This is a genomic window from Flavobacterium flabelliforme (genome assembly GCF_017948675.1).
Classification (GTDB): Bacteria; Bacteroidota; Bacteroidia; order Flavobacteriales; family Flavobacteriaceae; genus Flavobacterium; species Flavobacterium pygoscelis.
Genome location: NZ_JAGFBU010000001.1, coordinates 476057 through 493011, shown reverse-complemented (window position 1 = coordinate 493011; position 16955 = coordinate 476057). Strand labels below are relative to the sequence as shown.

The window sequence follows — 16955 nt, the reverse complement described above, 5'->3', positions numbered from 1 at the left end:
TTTTTGTGTTTGAAAGCTCTGGTCCGCGAAAGCTTCAATGTATTTGCAGTGGTAGGTCTCCTGACTTGTTCCCATTTTGAACCGCCTTCCCATTATATCATGCAGATAAAACAGTGGCAAAAGTTAAGATTTACTATTAAAAGAAATCTGTCAAAATGTTGCATGGAACTTACAGTAACGGGCTTGTTCAGGATTTACACCTGATTCCCTCTTAGTTAACTATACCGAAAAGTATAGGTAAACCATTGCGAAGGCAAAAGTAGATAAACTTTTCTTACTTATCAGCCTGTTTCGTTTTAAATTAAATAATGATTGTTGATCTCTTCTGTATATTTTTTAGAAAAATGTAAAACTGCAGATTATTTTGAGGAATTGCATGGAATAAAAAAGACGCTATTTATAATTTGCTTTTTTTAATTTTTGGGGAATAGATATTGAATCAGTTTTCAGTAATAATAGTATTTTGGCGTGAGTTTTAAATAATACAATATGAAAAACATTTAAAAATTATGATTCTATTGATACTGACTTAAATCTAGATTTAAAATGTTTCCTACTCTAATAAACTCTTCATTAATCTTGGCATTCAAGATAATTTGTTCGTTTTTTATGGGATGATTAAAAATTAACTGGTGTGCATGAAGCATCATTCCTTTTAGTTCATAATTCTCCAACCATAATTTATTCTGTTTGTTACAACCATGAGGACGACTTCCTAAAATGGGATGAAAAATATGCTTGAAATGTTTTCGCAATTGATGCATGCGTCCCGTTTCTGGAATCGCTTCTACCAAACAATAGCGTGAAGTTGGTTTGTTATTAAATTCTAAAGCAATTTCAGTATTTTGTAAACGATGAAAGTAGGTTACTGCATTTTGTGTAATGTCATCGTCGTTGGTTAAGTCATAATCAATTGTTAGTTCTTCAGGTGACCAACCGCGTAAAATGGCTAAATATTTTTTTTCGACTTCACGCGTGGCAAAACTATCATTCATAATTTTTAAAACGGCTTTATCTAAAGCAAATAACAAGACACCAGATGTTTTACGATCTAACCGATGAATAGGATATACGTGTTGCCCTCCAATTTGATTTCTCAATTCTTGAATGGCGTACACTTTAGCATCGCGTGCATAAAATGATTTGTGAACCAGCAATCCACTGGGTTTATTAATGGCTATAATATATTCGTCTTGGTAAAGAATTTCTAACATTTGGTAAAAGTAAAAGAGATTTCGATTTAAATAACTTTTACGACTTGTTTATTTCTGTTGTTTTAAAAAAGTTCCTATGAATTGCTTTACGAGAATCTTTTGATTTTGTGCGGATAATTTTATTTGGTGAATAAAAATTGATTGATTTAAGAGTGTTTATAGGCAATAAATTGAGTTTAAAACGATGTGCTTTAAGTGCATCTTTCTTTGGGTTTAAAATTTTTAGCCACAGCTTAATATGATTCAAAAGATTTAATCTGTGGCTATTTTTTTGTAATTCAACCTTGGGAACTCATAGTTGGTATGTTATTTTATATGGGTTTTTAATTTCAATCTTTGTTTAAGATTAGAATAGCATTGATCTTAATTTTTGATTCTCAACTTTAATTTTCCAAAAATATATTAAATAGTTAATTTTTAGGTTGCTGGGAATTATGTAATTTATAGTTGAAATTAAATACTTAGTAATACATACTCATTTGTACCTTTAGTTTAAATAAAAGTTGAATATTAATAATTATAAAAAATTAGTTATGGCAGAAATTAAAATTGAGAAAAAGAAGCCGATATGGCCGTGGGTTATAGCAATAGTGTTAATAGCAGCGCTTGTATATTTCATCTTTTTGAAAGATAATGGAACGCAGGTTCAAAACACAACAGTGATCGAAAACACTACAAGTGTAGATACTACAGCAAATTAATTAGGAAAGTTGTAGAAATAAATCACTCTATATAGTGTGAAATTTTATAGTTAATTAATAGCTGCTTTGCTTGTATCATGCTAAAGAAAATAGGCAGAAAAGATTCTCTGAAATTATCAACAGAGTAATGATAGCATATTAATTTCTGTAAAAAGATTTAGAGAATAAATAAATTGATACTATTAAAAATAAAGAGATATGGAAAATAAAGTTAAAAATTTATACCGACTAGATGAGCTTTCTGATTATAAAGTGTCTTCAGACTATTCGGACGTAAGAGGTTGGAAAATTGTAGATGCAGATAACCGCACTATTGGTAAAGTCGACAATCTATGGGTAAATAAAGATATGCAACGCGTAGTTTATTTAGATGTCAATGTCGATAAAGGATTAATAGAAGACAGTAAAAATGAAGTTCATGAAGCTATAACAAACGAAAGTGTAAATGAATTTATGTATAAGGATGGAGATAGCCATATTATTATACCTATTGGATCTGTAACCATAAATAAAGACACAAAAATTGTCATGGCTAATAGTATAGATTATAATACTTTTAGAAAAACAACACGATATAATCGAGAGCAAAATTTTGACAGGAACTATGAAAAAAAAGTATTTGATTCCTATTATCCTGATGAGAAGTCTCGCGATGATTCTGACAGTGATAATGATGCTTTTTATAACCGCAGAGAATTTGACGGTCACTAATTATCCCTATAGTTTACAAGATTAAATTGCTTATATATAAGTAGCAAAAAAAAAGATCAAACATTTAATAATGTTTGATCTTTTTTGGTTTTCTAACATATATTAGCTCCATCAAAAGGTGCTTTTTATTCTGCTATTTTTTTGCGTCAAGCTGAACTTTAAATTTTCCATAAAAAGGATTATCTGCCATTAATGAATGTCCAATTACTATAATATAATTTCCTTTTTGTTTAAGGTCAATTTTTAAATCCATTCCAAATGGGCCATCTGAGGTTTTATCAGGGAAAATAATTTGGTTGAAACGGATGTTTCCCTTTCCTGTAGTAGGGACAATCTTTGCGTCTAGCTGTTTGAAAATTTCATTGTTAAATTTTAGATAAACTCTTGAATCAATAGAGTCTATTGAGCCCTCTGCGATATAAAAACCTTCTTGATTTTTAAAATTCATAGCGATGGTGTCATCTATTTGTTTATTTTGTTCTTTTTGCTGTTCTATTTTTTTCTCTTTGTGATTAACATCCAAACTTTTATTAGCAGTTTGCTTGTTTTCTTTTTGCTGACAGGATAAAAAGAAAAGTGATATTAGAAGTATTGAAAAATTTCTCATAATTTTATTATTAATAAATTATTCGAAATTTACCCTTTTTAAAGGCTGTTTTGTTATACAATACCATTTAAATTTTATATTGATATAATACTTCAGTCATTGTTATAAGATTTTTTATGAAAAAGTAATTTTAGAACGAAAGTGCGAATTGGTGACTTCTTTATGGGTAATTTTTAATCAATTTTCAAAATGAACATAAAAAAAGCCTCAGATTTCTCTGAAGTAAGTGGGAACCATTCTAACAAAAAACTTTATAATTAAAAACTGAATTCGTATATTGTTCTGCTAAAATTAGCTATGCCAGGCATATACATTTTAAAATATCAAACTTCAAGCGTTTTACTACACTTTAATAGAAATAATTTAGATTATGAAAAATTCATTACTACTCTTCATTGCATTCATAGCTTTTACAGCTTGCTCCAAACATCAAGGGGAAAAAAATATTGCTATCACTGGAATAGATTCCACATTGCGACCTGGTGATGATTTCTTTAAATATGTAAATGGAAAATGGTATGATTCTGTAAAGATACCTGCATCTCAATCTGGAGTTGGTGCTTATATGTTTATGAATTACCCACAACGAATGCGTCTGCAAGGAATATTGGATAGTATTTCGCAAAGCAAGAATTCAGCAGGAAGTATAGCACAAAAGGTTGGAGATTTTTATGCATCAGGTATGGATACGGTAACTATTGACAAACGTGGTTATACACCTATCAAACCTTTACTTGCCAAAATTGATGCAATTAGTGATTTACCTTCTTTAATGAACTTTGTAGTTGATCAAGTAAAAGTAGACAATTCTTCTATTATAGGTTTTGGTGTGTCACCCGATGAAAAAAATAGTAGTATGAACATAGCCCAAATCTATCAAACGGGTATCGGTTTGCCTGACAGGGACTATTATTTTAAATCAGATTCATCAACTGTTGCCATACAGGAAGCGTACAAAAAATACCTTTCTACATTATTTCAACAAACAGGTAGTAATGCTATAGAGGCTAAAAAGAATGCTAATTTGGTTTATGATATTGATAAACAACTCGCCGTTTCGCATAAAACAAAAGTTGAACTTCGAGATGTGCAAGCCAATTATAATAAAATGGCTGTCACAGATCTTGTAAAAAGACAGCCCAATATTGGCTGGACTACTTTTTTAAATAATTTAGGTGCAAAAACTGATTCTATTAATGTAGGTCAACCTGCCTATTATGATAACCTTAATAAGTTATTAAAAACCATACCCATTACTAATTGGAAAATTTACTTAAAAGCAAATGCTATAGAAAGATATTCAGATGATTTAAGTAAACCTTTTGTAGATGCTTCATTTGAATATACTAAAGTGCTTTCGGGTCAAGCTGTTCAAAAAAAACGTGGAGAAAAAATGGCTAATGTCGTTGACAATTACTTAGGCGAAGCGTTGGGTGAATTGTATGTAAAGAAATATTTTCCAGAAGATGCTAAAAAACGGATGTTAGTCCTCGTGAATAATCTGCAAAAAGCGTATGCCAAAAGGATTGATAAATTAGAATGGATGAGTCAAAGTACGAAACAAAAAGCTAAAGAAAAATTGTTTGCCATTACTAAGAAAATAGGATATCCTGATAAATGGAAAGACTATAGCAAAGTAAACATAGCTAGAAATACTTATTTTGAGAATATGGTTTCGGCGGCTTCAGTTGCAAATCAATTTCAATTGGCAAAATTGGGCAAAGCAGTCGATAAATCAGAATGGTTTACTACAGTTCCAACAGTTACGGCCTATAATAACCCTACTGCAAATGAAATTGTTTTTCCTGCAGGTATTTTACAACCGCCATATTTTGATAACAATGCAGATGATGCATTAAACTACGGAGGAATAGGAATGGTTATAGGTCACGAAATTACTCATACTTTTGATGACCAAGGTGCTCAATATGATAAGAATGGGAACTTAAAAAACTGGTGGACAAAAGAGGATTATGCTCAGTTTAAGGCAAGAATACAACAGGTTATCAATTTGTATAGTACTTATACCGTTTTAGGCGATTTACATATTAATGGTGCAATGACAGTTGGCGAAAATACGGCAGATATTGCTGGAATAGCAGTTGCTTATGATGCCTTTAAAATGACCGAAGAAGGGAAAAGCAATACAAAAATTGATGGTTTTACTCCAGACCAACGTTTCTTTATTTCTATAGCCAAAATATGGAGAGTAAAAATGAAAGACGAGTTCCTGCGTTTGTGGATTAACAATAATCCTCATTCTCCACCAAATTGGCGTGTGAATGGTCCTCTAATGAATACTACACCTTTTTATGAAGCATTTAATGTACAAACTGGTGATAAAATGTTTTTGCCCAAGAAAGACAGAATAACAATTTGGTGATATCCTTTCTTTAAAGTGTTTCTATAAAAAAATGCGCAAATGTCTCTCTGGACTTTGCGCATTTTTTTTGGTTTCTTGGGAATTGTAAATTTTATAAAAGTATCCTAACTTTTTAGGTTTTAGTTTAAATCAACAAAGCTCTAGATTTCTCTGAGGCTTTTCTATCAGCAGGAAATCTTGAAAAATCTAAAGCTTTTATCAATGATTTTTATAAGATTGTTTATGTTTGCGATTATCTTTATAAAAAACATCTTATGTTGATAAATTATAAGCATTTAAAATTAGAAAGAATATCAAGAAATAATAAATAAAATGGACAATAAAGATTGTCTCGTTTTAAATTTACAAAATAGAATAATTGTTTTAGAAAAAGCAAGAAAATCAGATAGTGAATTTGTAAAGTATACAACATACACAGCAAAAGAAACGGAAAGACGATTAAATGGTTTAGAATTGAGTAAAGATTCATTTTCTAAGTCCGATTATATAAGTTTTGTAGCAATGCTAATTGCTTTAATTTCGGCAATTTGTACTGGTTTGTATTTTATTTACGGTGTTTTTAAGAAAAAGCAAGTTAAGAAAAGGGAGTTTTTCAATGGAGCATGGGGTTCAGAAGGAGATATTATAAATCCACAGCCTTTACCATATTTATCTTTTGTTATTGAAACTAATTTAGATGATGGAAAAATTACAGGAACGTACTATCCAAATAATAAATCCTACCCCGTTGCCCTTTCTATAAATGGTCAGCTAAAATCTGGTAAAGCCAAAATTAAAATTACACATATTAGCCAACAAAAAGAATTTGTTTATGGTAAAGTAGAGTTAGAAATTAGAGAAAAAATTATAAATTGGAAAACTATATCTGGTGAAAAGGAATTGTTTCCTAAACTATCTAATGCTTGGAAGGTTAACCATGACCCTTCATTTTTTACATTTTAATTTTTCTAATAATATATTTTCTAATATTTAAAAAATAAGGAAAGTTTATTTAGCTTCTTAAAGTAAACAGTGCTTATTAAGAAAGAGGAAGTATAACAAAAAGGTAAGTTATGTACCTAGATTATCCAGTATCCACTAGTATGTAAAAAAATAATTAGAATTTTGGACCTATCTTCCCCAGCTCTCCCACGTGTTATTATGAAACGCTTTGCGAATGTCTCCTGACTTCGCACTGACAATCTAAATTAAGTAATTTAAATCAAATTAAATTTGGAGGAAGTTTAATTTTAAAAGTAATATAAACAAAAAAGCTTCAGATTTCTCTGAAGCTTTTTCTTAGTAGCGGGAACAGGACTCGAACCTGTGACCTTCGGGTTATGAGCCCGACGAGCTGCCTACTGCTCTATCCCGCGATGTGCGTTTTGTAATCTCAATAAGGCTACTTAGTAGCGGGAACAGGACTCGAACCTGTGACCTTCGGGTTATGAGCCCGACGAGCTGCCTACTGCTCTATCCCGCGATGTGGGTGCAAAGGTACATCTAAATTCGAGAATTGCAACTAAAAACTTTAAAAAATGTTTTATTTCTTGTAGTAGCTTGATATAATTAGCTTTGAGGAATAAAGTTTATTAGAATCTTTGCTCAATCTCAATAATGGGAGTTAATTAGGTTATTAGTTGTGGATTAAATTTTTAATAAATTCTCTTCCAATTCCAGTTTTTAAATACTTTTCTCTTTTCATTGCTTCGGCTTTGGAAGGGAAAAATTCAACATAAATAACTTTCCAAGGTCTGAATTTTAAAGTATGACCTTTTGTCCCAAGAAAATTATGAGATTTAAATCTTTCTATTAAATTGGAAGTAAAGCCAGTATAATTTTTATTGAATTTTTCAGAATAAAGGATATAAACAACAAATTCTTCCTTGATAAAAAGAGAATAAAATAAAAAAATAGTAACGTGTGTGGATTTCTTTGTTTAGTCCGCGGCGGCGGATATGATCTCGACGAGCTGCCTACTGCTCTATCCCGCGATGTGCGTTTTGTAATCTCAATAAGGCTACTTATTAGCGGGAACAGGACTCGAACCTGTGTCCGCTGTGGCGGATATGATCCCGATGAGCTGCCTAATGTTCTATCCCGCGATGTGTCGGATGCAAAATACGTCGAGTTTAGGTAAAAACAAGGAAAACTTTAAAAAATGTTTTATTTCTTGTAGTAGCTTGATATAATTAGCTTTGAGGAATAAAGTTTATTAAAATCTTTGCTCAATCTCAATAATGGGAGTTAATTAGGTTATAAGTTGTGGAATAAATTTTTAATAAATTCTCTTCCAATTCCAGTTTTTAAATACTTTTCTATTTTCATTGCTTCGGCTTTGGAAGGGAAAAATTCAACATAAATAACTTTCCAAGGTCTGAATTTTAAAGTATGATCTTTTATTCCAAGAAAATTATGAGATTTAAATCTCTCTATTAAATTAGAAGTAAAACCAGTATAATTTTTATTGAATTTTTCAGAATAAAGGATATAAACAACAAATTCTTCCTTGATAAAAAGAGAATAAAATAAAAAAATAGTAACGCGTGTAGATCTCTTTATTTAGTCCGCCGCGGTGGATATGATCCCTATGAGCTGCCTAATGCTTTATACCTCGATGTGTAGGATGCAAAATATGCCGAGTTTAGGTAAAAACAACAAAAAATTTTAAAAAATGTTTTCTTTCATCTATTGACTTGATATAACTACCTTTGCACAATAAATATAATATTAAAATGTCACATAAAGCAGGTTTTGTAAATATCATAGGAAATCCAAATGTTGGGAAGTCCACTTTAATGAATGCTTTCGTAGGAGAAAGATTGTCTATCATTACTTCTAAAGCACAAACAACTCGTCATAGGATTCTTGGAATCGTAAATGGGGAGGATTTTCAATTGATCCTTTCGGATACTCCTGGAATCATCAAACCGGCTTACGAAATGCAAGCCTCGATGATGAACTTCGTTAAATCTGCCTTTGAAGATGCTGATATCTTAATTTATATGGTTGAAATTGGAGAGCAAGATTTAAAAGACGAAGCTTTCTTTAATAAAATTATTCATGCTACAATTCCTGTCCTTTTATTATTGAATAAAATTGATAATTCCAATCAAGAGCAATTGGAAGAACAAGTGGCTTTCTGGACGGCTAAGGTTCCTAATGCAGAGATTTTTCCAATATCTGCTTTGCAGAACTTTAATGTTCCGGAAGTTTTTGGAAGGATTATCGAATTGTTACCAGAATCTCCAGCCTATTATCCTAAAGATCAATTGACAGATAAGCCGGAACGTTTTTTTGTGAATGAAACGATTCGTGAGAAAATCTTATTGAATTACAGTAAAGAGATTCCTTATGCAGTAGAAATTGTTACGGAAGAATTTTTTGAGGATGAAAACATTATCAGAATTCGTTCTCTAATAATGGTGGAAAGAGATACCCAAAAAGGAATTATTATTGGTCATAAAGGAGCGGCTTTGAAAAAAGTAGGAACGGAAGCTCGTGCGGATTTAGAAAAATTCTTTGGTAAACAAATACATATTGAATTGTACGTGAAAGTAAATAAAAATTGGAGAAGCAATGCAAATATGTTAAAACGTTTTGGTTACAACCAATAAATTAATTAGTAGCGGTTTAAGCTTGATTTTTATATAAATATACATAAAATCAGTATTGGAGTTTTTCTCTGCTACTGATTTTTTTTTAGCCCAGATCGAAATGAAAATCCCACAGCGAATAAAGGATATTGTTGCTGTGGTTGCAGAGCGACCAAAGGAAGCTCCTGCAAGCACTTTGCAACAATTGCTTTGTGAACGAGGAGTTGCAATGGCGTGCTGGATTAGCTTCTGAAGATTACGATTCTAGGATTTCTAAAAATACTTTTTCTAATTCGTGAGTTTGATCGTTTCCGTTACTTCGAATTTGTTTCGCTATGAAATAAAGAAGAAACCACGATATAACCATTAATGCCAGTACGACTAAGTCGAAGGTGTAACTTTTTTTGAGTACAGAGTTGGAGTAGGCGATGCCACTAAAAATTAAAAAAACACCTGCAATTATAAAGTGTAAAAACATGAAGAAGGTCCATAAAGTAGGATCGGGACCAAATAAACCTCTAATATGTGTTTCGTTTTCGCCTTTTGATTCAAATTCTAGATGTAAATGGGGCGAATAATAAGTTTTTTTACTGCTCTGTATAAAAATCCAAACATGTGTTCCTCTTGTTTTTATGGTGTAATCTTCTGAGGGTACAATTTTAAAAGTATTAAATTTTTGTATTAAAACAGTAGGGTTTATCAGCACATCTTTATAAAATCGCAAGCGAAGTCTCATTTCATTATTGGTGTTCATGTTGGTATAATTGGTTGGTTTAAAAGGTAAAGGTGCGCTAATATATAAAAAAATTGATAGTCAATCTATTTAACACTACCTTTGCAAAATATTTGAATAAATACTTATGAATAACATTGTTGCGATAGTAGGAAGACCTAATGTAGGGAAATCGACCCTTTTTAATAGGCTGATACAAAGAAGAGAAGCTATTGTAGATTCAGTTTCTGGAGTTACCAGAGATAGAAACTATGGTAAAAGCGAGTGGAACGGAAAAGAGTTTTCTGTAATTGATACCGGAGGTTATGTACGCGGTTCTGATGACGTTTTTGAAGGAGAAATCCGCAAGCAAGTAGAACTTGCGATTGATGAGGCCGATGTAATTATATTTGTGGTGGATGTAGAAGAGGGAATAACTCCTATGGATGATGCGGTTGCAAAACTACTTCGCAAGGTGACAAAACCTGTTTTACTGGCTGTAAATAAGGTAGATAATGCCATGCGTGAGAAAGATGCCATAGAGTTTTACAATCTTGGTTTAGGGGAATATTATACTTTTGCGAGTATTTCAGGAAGTGGAACTGGAGATTTATTGGATGCTGTTATTGATGCGTTTCCTATAAAACCAGAACCAACTCAAGAAGAAATTGTATTGCCACGTTTTGCTGTTGTTGGTCGTCCTAACGCTGGTAAATCAAGCTTTATCAATGCTTTGATTGGAAAAGATAGGTATATTGTGACTGACATTGCGGGTACTACTCGTGATTCTATAGATACAAAATTTGACCGTTTTGGTTTCGAATTTAACTTGGTTGATACGGCCGGAATCCGTCGTAAGGCTAAAGTGAAGGAAGATTTAGAATTTTATTCGGTGATGCGTTCCGTGCGTGCCATTGAGCATGCAGATGTTTGTATCCTTATTATTGATGCCACTCGTGGTTTTGAAGGTCAAGATCAAAGTATTTTTTGGTTAGCTGAGAAAAACAGAAAAGGAGTAGTGATTTTGGTTAACAAATGGGATTTAGTCGAAAAAGAAACGATGTCAACTCGTGATTACGAAGAGAAAATCAGAGAAGAATTAATGCCATTTACGGATGTGCCTATTCTTTTTGTTTCTGCTTTAACAAAACAACGTTTATTGAAAGCATTAGAAGCGACTGTAAAAGTTTTTGAAAGTAGACAACAACGTATTGCTACTTCAAAGTTCAATGAATTTATGTTAAAAGTTATTGAAGCGTATCCGCCACCTGCTACTAAAGGAAAATATGTAAAAATTAAATATTGCATGCAATTGCCTACTAAAACGCCACAGTTCGTGTTTTTTGCCAATATGCCTCAATATGTAAAAGAACCATACAAACGTTACCTTGAAAATAAAATTAGAGAAAATTGGGATTTCTCAGGAGTGCCAATTGACATCTACATTAGAGAGAAATAAATGTTAAATTTGTTGTAAGAAATTACATTGTGTAATAATAAATAACTTAATTCGCTGTTGATTTTAAAATCATTAACAGCGAATTTTTTTATTTATGAAAAAAAAATACTTTCTAATTTTATCTTTCTTATTAACTATTTCTTCATTTGCCCAGAACAGCACTATAACGCTAAAGGGAAAAATTCTAGATAACAATACTAAAGTACCCATTGAGGCTGCGACAGTTTTTTTGACTTCAGTAAAAGATTCCGCAGTTATAGATTATACTATTTCTGATAAAAATGGGTTTTTTAAAATGGATATTAAAAAAATTAACAAACCATTTTTTTTGAAAATATCCTATATGGGTTATGAAACTCTAAAAAAGGAAATACAAACTCTGACTGAAGATAGAGATTTTGGAATTTTAAACTTGATTGAAAACCAAAATAATTTGAATGAGGTCATTATAAAAAATGATGCACCACCGATTCGAATAAAAAAAGACACTTTAGAATTTAATGCATCGTCATTTAAAATTCGTCCAGATGCTAATGTAGAAACTTTACTAAAACAGTTACCTGGCGTAGAGATTGGTACTGATGGTAAAATCACCGTTAATGGAAAAGAAGTAAACCAGATTTTAGTAAATGGGAAACCTTTTTTTGATAAAGATGGTAAAATTGCCCTGCAAAGTTTGCCCTCGGATATTATCAATAAAGTTCAAATAACCGATACCAAAACCAAGAAAGAAGAGTTGAACAAAGAAGCTTCTACCTCTAATAATGCTAGTATTAACCTAACTATCGATGAAGATAAAAACAAAGGATTTTTCGGAAAATTTATGGGAGGTTACGGTACTGGAGATCGTTATGAGAGTAGCGCATTAATAAATTATTTTAAGAACAAAAGAAAAATAAGCGTGTTAGCTTCGGCCAATAATATCAATTCTATAGGCTTTTCTATGGATGAAATTTTTGATAATATGGGAGGCGGAAGAAACAGTTCTATGTCTTATAACTCTGATGGTGGCAGTTTTACAATAAACGGAAATCGCTATGGCGCTGGCAAAGGAATAACTCGGTCTAGTATGTTAGGTCTGAATTATTCGGATGAATTAATTAAGGATTTTGAAACTAGTGGTAGTTACTTTTTTTCTAATTCTAATTCAGATAATCGCAATAGAACCAAAATGATTACATTTCTTCCCACAGGAAATATAAATAGAGAATCAGAAGCGATAACAAATTCGGAGAGCTTTGGTCACAACTTAAATTTTCAAGTCGAATATAAAATAGATTCAACAGCCACTATTTTTGTAGCGCCTAAGTTTACCAAATCAAATACCAAATACAGCAACAATTCTGCAGAAAAATCATTTAATGAAGCCGGTGAACTTGTAAATAGTAATGTGGCTCAAATTTTTGACGAAAGTGATGGATTAGGATTTAGCAATGCTATTAATTTTAATAAGAAATTCAAGAAAAAAGGACGCTTTTTAAGTCTTTCTTTTGATAATGAAAATTCTAAAGAGGATTTAAGTTCCTTAAATAAAACCAATACAATGTTCTTTCTTAATTCAGATCCTGATATTGTAAGAAATCAAATTAGAATTAATAGAAACACCAAAGACGTTTATACTTCTGAAATTGAATATGCAGAGCCTATTACAGATTCTTTAAATGTAAAATTTGGAATTGTTTATAGCACTGAATCAAAAGTAGACCAAAGAAATACATTTGATTTTGATGCGAATTCTCAAAGTTATTCTGATTTAAATGCTGAGCAAACAAATCATTTGAGTTCAAATAAAAAAGCTTTTCGTCCAGAAGTAGGTTTTTCATTAGAGAAGAAAAAATTTAATTTAAGCTTTAGTTCTGGTCCATCAATAGTTACTTATAATGCCAATTCCTTTTATTTAGGTACTAATTCTAATGTAACTTCAAATTACGTGTTGCCTTATTTAAACGGACGACTTAGTTATAAATTGAGTAAATCAAAATCTATTTATCTTAATTACAGTTATGATGTTGATTTTCCTGAAGCACGCGAAGTTTTACCCGTTGAGGATTTATCTAATCCATTGAGTACAACAATAGGAAATATAAATTTAAAACCTAGTCGTAATCAATGGGGATATTTAAGTTTTAGAAATTATGATTATGCAACTAGATCGGGCTATTCTATTTATTTTGGAGGAAACTTATATGAGGATCAAGTAGTTTCTTCGGTACTTTATGATTCTAACATAAAGGACATTACCACTTTTGAAAATGTATCTGGAACGTATTCTTCTTGGTTTGGAGCCAATTGGAATAAATCTATAAAAAAAGAAGCACATAATTTTAAATATGGTGTTAGTTTTAATTCCAATTATGGTTTATCAAAAGGATTTGTCAACGGAGCATCTTTTGAAGCGAATACATTGAGATTGAATCCTAAAGTGAATTTTACTTATGAATATGGTGAATTACTATCGATAAATCCAACTTATAATTTTACGTACAATGATTCTAAATATACCAATTATAGAATTAGCAGTGCGTCAAGTGTAATTCATCGTTTTAATATACAAACTACTAATTATTGGCCTAAAAACTGGGTTTTTGGAAATGATTTTGGATATACCTACAACTCGAATATTGCAGATGGTTTCAAGAAAGATTTTTATTTATGGAATACCAGTTTGTCTTATAGTTTTTTTGATAAAAAAATGACTGCTAAAGTTAAAGTGTATGATGTTTTAAATCAAAACCAGAGTGCGACAAGAACCATTTCTCCAACAAATATAAGGGATGAAGAAAACACTGTTTTAAAAAGATATTTGATGTTTTCATTGACTTATAAGTTGAATAAATTTGGTGCTAAGGAAAAACCATCTGGAAACAGAATGATTTTTCACTAAAAAACAAAAAAAATTAGTTTCAGTTTTAGTTTTCTTTGCAACCATAAAGCAAAAAAAAGTCCCGATTGTGTCGGGACTTTTTTATAAATATTAGTTAGTATTATATTATTTACAATTAACTTTTATTTTAATAGAATAGTTTGGGTCTAAAGGTTCATTTGTCTGAGCCAGTCGTTGTGATCCCGTATTGGCAGGACAAGCAATGTCATTTGTAGCATCATATATTACAGATTTTCCAGAGGCGATAATTTCCTTAGGAACATAAATTTGCACTTTCGTTTTTGAATATCCCGACGGAAAATAGCGAATGTAATAGCCATCAGGATGCAAAGACCATATTCCGCTAGGGATATCACTTCTTACTGGAGCCATTCCAGCAATAATTGCATATTTTTCCATGTCAGCATAAGTGTAATTTCCAGAAGCTACCAATTGTCTAATTTTATTTTCTGCTTCAAAAATATTTTGTACACCGTCTGGAATTTTAGATTTTGCTTTGTTCATCAAGCTTGCTGGTAAAATCCCTAGCATTCCACCTTCTAGATGAGTAAGTTCTATTGGACTTAACAAAGCAACGGCAGTTAGTTTTACCTGGCCACTATAATCTGAAAAACGTGTTCTAGCTATAATTGTCCATAAAAGAACCTGAATGTCATTTTGATTAATCTCAGGATGTTTTTCTGCATTTTTAAGTATGGATGTTATAATGTCTTTTTTTGGTCCTAAAATGGGAGCGTACATATAACCATCTCCTTTTGAAGGTAAAAAGGTTCCAGCATGCAGACAATAACTTTTATTTGTCATCTCAAAAAATCCTTCGCAAAGTATAAAACCACCATTTGTTGCTTTAGGGAGTAAATACAAAGGTTGTACGTTTTTCACAACTATTAAATCAGGAAATTTAGATCCGCTTTGATTTACATCTTCAAAAGAAGTGGTAATTGCGGCAGGTTTTTTTAAGACTTCATCTAGACCAAGTTTTTTTGCACCAATAGATGTTCCTAATTCTAAAGCTTTTTCTTTCCAACCACTAAATTGACAATAGCTATTTGTGCTATAAATTAAGAGTAGTAAAAAAAAGCAGCTTTTTATCTGTATATTTTTCATTATCAGTAGTTAAAATTAATTTTTCAAATATAAAATTAATTTTTAAAACATTTATGTTAAGAAAAATACTATTTTATTATTTAATCTCTTTATGTCTTGGCGCTTGATCATGTTTGGTGCTTTATGCAAGAGAATTTTCTGCCGGAACCAAGAAATGATAAAAACACTAATCTCTTCAAACGTATGTTAGCAGTACGGTCGTTTATTTATTATGTTTGGCACTTTTTTTTAACATAATTTATTATCTGAGTAACAGTGTTGATGCTTGGGTTTGTTTTACAAAGATAATTCCATCATAAGCATCTTTGAGTTTTTCATTTTCAACCATTTTTGGATTGAATGTTGAGCCTATTCCTCGGTAATTAACTTTAGAAGTTATATAATTATTCAAAATGTCTATTTTACTAATTGAATTAAAATCTAAAAAAAAGCTATCAAAAGAGCTTTCGTTAAACAACTTGCTACTCGTTTTAGTCATTGGTTCGGTAATTGAAAATATTTCAATTTTTTTATTCTTAATGCTATAAGCATTAAATGCTCCAGTAGCAAAATCAAATCCTAAACTATAATATTCATTTCCATATTTTTCTTTTAAAAAATGACCCATTGCGAAGTCATTTGTATAGGTGATATTGTTTTTTTTAATATGAAAATTATGTGCCCAAATAAATATTTTGCTCTCATTACCATTAAAATGTAATATTTGATTAATATTTTCTGACATTTCTTTATCTCGTATTTCTTGTCTATAATCTATGCGAAAATTTATATATTGAATAATTGAATTTTGTAAGCTAATGTATAATTCTTTGTTTTTAACTTCTGAACTTTTTAAAATTTCTTTTAATTCATTCATCACGATTAAATGGTTCTTTAATATATTCTTATTTAAATACTTAGTATTATTTTTTATAGTGTAAAAACTTAATATATCTAAATATTGAGTTTTGTTCTCATATAAATTTTCTGTTAGATGTTCACTAATTATTTTAGCTGAATTCGAACAATCCATAATATCTATTCCGTAAAAATTTATTTGATTAGATTGAATTTTATCAACGTTGAATTTTTTCATCCATTCAATTAGTTCTAAAACTTCTTGAGTGTTCCAAATCCAAAATCCAATATTTTTCAGCAATTCTTTTGGATCATTTTTTTGTCCTTTTATGTAATTATTAATTGCAATACAATTTGCATAACTTGCCTCAATTGCAAAATTACGAACTCCTTGATTTTTAACTAAGTATTTAAAAAACTTAAATTTTAAATTGAAAAATTCTTTTGTTCCGTGTGTTGCTTCACCAAATCCAAAAATCCTTACTTTATTAAATATACTATCTAATTTAGCGTCTTTATCAATATCGATGTTGGGATCTGAATTGTTAAGTTGAAATGCGTTCTCATTTATTGCTTTAACAATAGCATTATTTTGACTAAACAAACATGAATTACAAAAAATAATTAATATTAATGTAACGATATTTTTCTTCATATTTTATATAATAAGTAGTTGGATAGTTTAGTTCTAATTCAAAAGAATAGTTCATAAAATTAGCATTTTTATTTAACTGACTGCTAACAGATAAATGACTTTGTATTTTT

General features: G+C 30.7%; 15 protein-coding genes, 3 tRNA genes and 1 riboswitch. Of the genes, 8 read left to right on the top strand and 10 right to left on the bottom strand.

Annotated features, from left to right (window positions below):
* Positions 1 to 33 precede the first annotated feature (33 nt).
* Positions 34 to 262: riboswitch (cobalamin riboswitch) on the bottom strand.
* Positions 263 to 515: 253 nt separating this feature from the next.
* A complete protein-coding gene (locus J3S90_RS02110; RefSeq protein ID WP_210644416.1) occupies positions 516 to 1214 on the bottom strand; it encodes a pseudouridine synthase in 699 nt (232 codons plus the stop codon).
* A 533-nt stretch (positions 1215 to 1747) separates the two neighbouring features.
* Between J3S90_RS02110 and J3S90_RS02105 the strand changes: the two genes are divergently transcribed.
* Both J3S90_RS02105 and J3S90_RS02100 read left to right on the top strand, forming a co-directional pair.
* Entirely contained in the window at positions 1748 to 1915 is a 168-nt protein-coding gene (locus tag J3S90_RS02105; RefSeq protein WP_188048718.1) for a hypothetical protein, read from the top strand.
* A 198-nt stretch (positions 1916 to 2113) separates the two neighbouring features.
* Positions 2114 to 2626: a PRC-barrel domain-containing protein gene (locus tag J3S90_RS02100; RefSeq protein WP_188048717.1), complete on the top strand. Its 513-nt coding sequence runs from the start codon at positions 2114 to 2116 to the stop codon at positions 2624 to 2626.
* A gap of 133 nt (positions 2627 to 2759) precedes the next feature.
* Here J3S90_RS02100 and J3S90_RS02095 read toward each other — a convergent pair whose 3' ends face one another.
* Positions 2760 to 3233, bottom strand: coding sequence for a hypothetical protein (locus tag J3S90_RS02095; protein ID WP_210644414.1), 474 nt, complete (start codon positions 3231 to 3233; stop codon positions 2760 to 2762).
* Between the two features lie 370 nt (positions 3234 to 3603).
* Between J3S90_RS02095 and J3S90_RS02090 the strand changes: the two genes are divergently transcribed.
* On the top strand, positions 3604 to 5616 hold the full coding sequence (locus tag J3S90_RS02090; protein WP_210644411.1) for a M13 family metallopeptidase: 2013 nt from the start codon (positions 3604 to 3606) through the stop codon (positions 5614 to 5616).
* Positions 5617 to 5928: 312 nt separating this feature from the next.
* Positions 5929 to 6558: a hypothetical protein gene (locus J3S90_RS02085; RefSeq protein ID WP_210644409.1), complete on the top strand. Its 630-nt coding sequence runs from the start codon at positions 5929 to 5931 to the stop codon at positions 6556 to 6558.
* A gap of 340 nt (positions 6559 to 6898) precedes the next feature.
* Here the strand turns inward: J3S90_RS02085 and J3S90_RS02080 are convergent.
* The 5 genes from J3S90_RS02080 to J3S90_RS02060 form a co-directional block, all read right to left on the bottom strand.
* Positions 6899 to 6971 (bottom strand) — tRNA-Met (locus J3S90_RS02080).
* 34 nt (positions 6972 to 7005) lie between these two features.
* A tRNA-Met gene (locus tag J3S90_RS02075) sits at positions 7006 to 7078 on the bottom strand.
* A gap of 153 nt (positions 7079 to 7231) precedes the next feature.
* Positions 7232 to 7462: a GIY-YIG nuclease family protein gene (locus tag J3S90_RS02070; protein WP_317192526.1), complete on the bottom strand. Its 231-nt coding sequence runs from the start codon at positions 7460 to 7462 to the stop codon at positions 7232 to 7234.
* Between the two features lie 161 nt (positions 7463 to 7623).
* A tRNA-OTHER gene (locus tag J3S90_RS02065) sits at positions 7624 to 7700 on the bottom strand.
* A gap of 151 nt (positions 7701 to 7851) precedes the next feature.
* Positions 7852 to 8085 (bottom strand): GIY-YIG nuclease family protein, encoded by a 234-nt coding sequence (locus tag J3S90_RS02060; protein ID WP_317192525.1) that lies wholly within the window; start codon positions 8083 to 8085, stop codon positions 7852 to 7854.
* A gap of 245 nt (positions 8086 to 8330) precedes the next feature.
* On the opposite strand from J3S90_RS02060, the gene era reads away from it, so the two are divergent.
* Positions 8331 to 9212, top strand: coding sequence for a GTPase Era (gene era, locus J3S90_RS02055; RefSeq protein ID WP_210644407.1), 882 nt, complete (start codon positions 8331 to 8333; stop codon positions 9210 to 9212).
* A 100-nt stretch (positions 9213 to 9312) separates the two neighbouring features.
* Positions 9313 to 9444 carry a hypothetical protein gene (locus tag J3S90_RS16015; RefSeq protein ID WP_262897584.1) on the top strand — a complete coding sequence of 44 codons (132 nt, stop codon included), beginning with the start codon at positions 9313 to 9315 and terminating at the stop codon, positions 9442 to 9444.
* Positions 9445 to 9447: 3 nt separating this feature from the next.
* Here the strand turns inward: J3S90_RS16015 and J3S90_RS02050 are convergent, their stop codons facing one another.
* A complete protein-coding gene (locus J3S90_RS02050) occupies positions 9448 to 9945 on the bottom strand; it encodes a hypothetical protein (protein ID WP_210644405.1) in 498 nt (165 codons plus the stop codon).
* A 106-nt stretch (positions 9946 to 10051) separates the two neighbouring features.
* On the opposite strand from J3S90_RS02050, the gene der reads away from it, so the two are divergent.
* Together der and J3S90_RS02040 are read left to right on the top strand one after the other, a co-directional pair.
* Positions 10052 to 11362, top strand: a complete 1311-nt coding sequence (der, locus tag J3S90_RS02045; protein WP_188049521.1) for a ribosome biogenesis GTPase Der — start codon at positions 10052 to 10054, stop codon at positions 11360 to 11362.
* Positions 11363 to 11456: 94 nt separating this feature from the next.
* Positions 11457 to 14246 carry an outer membrane beta-barrel protein gene (locus tag J3S90_RS02040; RefSeq protein ID WP_210644403.1) on the top strand — a complete coding sequence of 930 codons (2790 nt, stop codon included), beginning with the start codon at positions 11457 to 11459 and terminating at the stop codon, positions 14244 to 14246.
* Between the two features lie 105 nt (positions 14247 to 14351).
* Here J3S90_RS02040 and J3S90_RS02035 read toward each other — a convergent pair whose 3' ends face one another.
* On the bottom strand, positions 14352 to 15353 hold the full coding sequence (locus J3S90_RS02035) for a hypothetical protein (RefSeq protein WP_210644401.1): 1002 nt from the start codon (positions 15351 to 15353) through the stop codon (positions 14352 to 14354).
* A 241-nt stretch (positions 15354 to 15594) separates the two neighbouring features.
* Positions 15595 to 16845 (bottom strand): erythromycin esterase family protein, encoded by a 1251-nt coding sequence (locus tag J3S90_RS02030; RefSeq protein WP_210644399.1) that lies wholly within the window; start codon positions 16843 to 16845, stop codon positions 15595 to 15597.
* Positions 16846 to 16955 lie beyond the last annotated feature (110 nt).

Bases quoted from the DNA above. Each gene is read 5' to 3' on its own strand.
- J3S90_RS02100 (WP_188048717.1), top strand. From the start codon at position 2,114: ATGGAAAATAAAGTTAAAAATTTATACCGACTAGATGAGCTTTCTGAT.
- J3S90_RS02085 (WP_210644409.1), top strand. From the start codon at position 5,929: ATGGACAATAAAGATTGTCTCGTTTTAAATTTACAAAATAGAATAATT.
- der (WP_188049521.1), top strand. From the start codon at position 10,052: ATGAATAACATTGTTGCGATAGTAGGAAGACCTAATGTAGGGAAATCG.
- J3S90_RS02030 (WP_210644399.1), bottom strand. From the start codon at position 16,845: ATGAAGAAAAATATCGTTACATTAATATTAATTATTTTTTGTAATTCA.
- J3S90_RS02090 (WP_210644411.1), top strand. From the start codon at position 3,604: ATGAAAAATTCATTACTACTCTTCATTGCATTCATAGCTTTTACAGCT.
- J3S90_RS02035 (WP_210644401.1), bottom strand. From the start codon at position 15,353: ATGAAAAATATACAGATAAAAAGCTGCTTTTTTTTACTACTCTTAATT.
- J3S90_RS02050 (WP_210644405.1), bottom strand. From the start codon at position 9,945: ATGAACACCAATAATGAAATGAGACTTCGCTTGCGATTTTATAAAGAT.
- J3S90_RS02095 (WP_210644414.1), bottom strand. From the start codon at position 3,233: ATGAGAAATTTTTCAATACTTCTAATATCACTTTTCTTTTTATCCTGT.
- era (WP_210644407.1), top strand. From the start codon at position 8,331: ATGTCACATAAAGCAGGTTTTGTAAATATCATAGGAAATCCAAATGTT.
- J3S90_RS02040 (WP_210644403.1), top strand. From the start codon at position 11,457: ATGAAAAAAAAATACTTTCTAATTTTATCTTTCTTATTAACTATTTCT.
- J3S90_RS02105 (WP_188048718.1), top strand. From the start codon at position 1,748: ATGGCAGAAATTAAAATTGAGAAAAAGAAGCCGATATGGCCGTGGGTT.
- J3S90_RS02110 (WP_210644416.1), bottom strand. From the start codon at position 1,214: ATGTTAGAAATTCTTTACCAAGACGAATATATTATAGCCATTAATAAA.
- J3S90_RS16015 (WP_262897584.1), top strand. From the start codon at position 9,313: ATGAAAATCCCACAGCGAATAAAGGATATTGTTGCTGTGGTTGCAGAG.